A 1,583-nucleotide genomic window follows, 5' to 3' on the forward strand; every position below is an offset into this window, starting at 1 on the left:
ATCTCGCCCGACGACTGGGTGAAGCTGGCGGCGAGACTCTGCATGCGGCCGACGAAATCGCCGGCGAGCCTCTCGCGCCGGGCGAGCAGACGGCGCTCGTTCTCTTCCCGCACCGCCTGTTCCTGACGCGCGCGTTCGGCGACCTGCAGGCTGTCGCGGAAGCTCTGCAGCGCCTGAGCGATCGAGCCGACCTCGTCCTTGCGATCCTGATGCGTCACGGCGGTCTGCAGATCGCCGCCGGCGATGCGGCCCATGGCGCCGGTGATGTCGCGGATCGGCGTGGAAATGCCCTTCACCAGAGCCCAGACGCAAGCGACGGCGACGGCGAGCATGATCACGGCACTGACGATGATCGCCAGGGTTATCGAGGACAGCGCCTCGACGCGCGCCGTCTCGCGAACCGTCAGCAACGCCCGCTCGCCCTGGGTGACCTCGGCGATCTTGACGCGGATGCCGTCCATCGCCTTCTTGCCGGCGCCGACGATCTCGAGTTCACGCGCCGCGGCCCGCGTCGCTTCGGTCCCCATCAGCTGGATGCCCTTCGAGGCGACGTCGGTGTTCCACTGCTCGGCGGCGGCGGCGATGTCGTCGAGGCGCTTCTGCTGCGCCGGGTTGTCGGACGTCAGCGCCTTGATCTTGGCCATGGCGGTCTTGAACTGCTCGCGGCCGGACTTGTAGGGCCCGAGATTGTCCGGGTTGGCGGTGACCAGATAACCGCGGAAGCCGGTCTCCTGATCGACCATCGCGCCCATCACGTCTTCGGCCTGTTCGAGCACCTGATAGGTGTGCGCCGTCCATTCGCTGGTCTGCTCGAGCGTCCGTTTGTTGAAGAACACCACCGAGTTCAGAGCGACCGAAACGAAGATCAGCAACCCGAATGCGATGATCAGCTTTTGTGCGATTGATATGTTCTTCATGGCGAGACCCCCAGATCCTGGCCTTGTGGTAGAGGATGCGTATGCTGGTCGGACGCGACAATCGGCAAAGCAACAGCGTTTCGGCGAGGCACTGAGCCCCGACCGATCCATTGCGACGTGGATGGAAACCACGATCGAGAGTGTAAAATTCCAGGTGGCCCGAGAAGGCCGTACGTCGAACGATGCGAAGACCGTCTTCGCGATCCTCATGCATCGAGGCAGAGACTTCGCGACGAGGCACCGGATGCGCGATTCGGGAGCGCCCGCAGCCGGCAGGCTTGCGGGCACCGAGATCGACGAGATGACTCTCGGGGCGAAGATCTTCCGATGAGAAACAATTGCGGCGCAGAGTTAACAAATACCTAATATTTCGACTTCCGATGGTTAACCGGCATGACGTTGCGGAATGTCACATTCATCTCGCAGTAAACCCGCCATACAAGCGAAGAGGAATGACTCTCGCGAAGACACCTTTTGCGCGCACTTCGTCGCGAAGCGTCCCTTGCCTGACGGCTCCCGATCCCGGCAAAGAGAAGGCCCCCGACGCGGCGCGTCGGGGGCTCTTGGTTTCGTGCGTTGCCGTTCGTCAGGCGGCGGCGAAGTCGCGGACGAAGTCTTCGACCACCCGCTTCAGATCCACCGCCTGGCCCGACAGGCCGGTCGACA

The 1,583-nt window shown here is 63.4% G+C and carries 2 protein-coding genes; one reads left to right on the plus strand and one right to left on the minus strand.

The window, feature by feature from the left end; all coding sequences use genetic code 11:
• Window positions 1–836: CHASE3 domain-containing protein (locus tag ACT541_RS20685; protein WP_476139319.1), on the minus strand; the 836-nt coding region annotated here is incomplete at its 3' end.
• Between ACT541_RS20685 and ACT541_RS20690 the strand changes: the two genes are divergently transcribed.
• Window positions 826–1,248 (plus strand): hypothetical protein, encoded by a 423-nt coding sequence (locus ACT541_RS20690; protein WP_476139321.1) that lies wholly within the window; start codon window positions 826–828, stop codon window positions 1,246–1,248. The two genes, ACT541_RS20685 and ACT541_RS20690, sit on opposite strands and share 11 nt — an antisense overlap.
• Window positions 1,249–1,583 lie beyond the last annotated feature (335 nt).

The organism is Pinisolibacter sp. DMC100, from assembly GCF_056313705.1.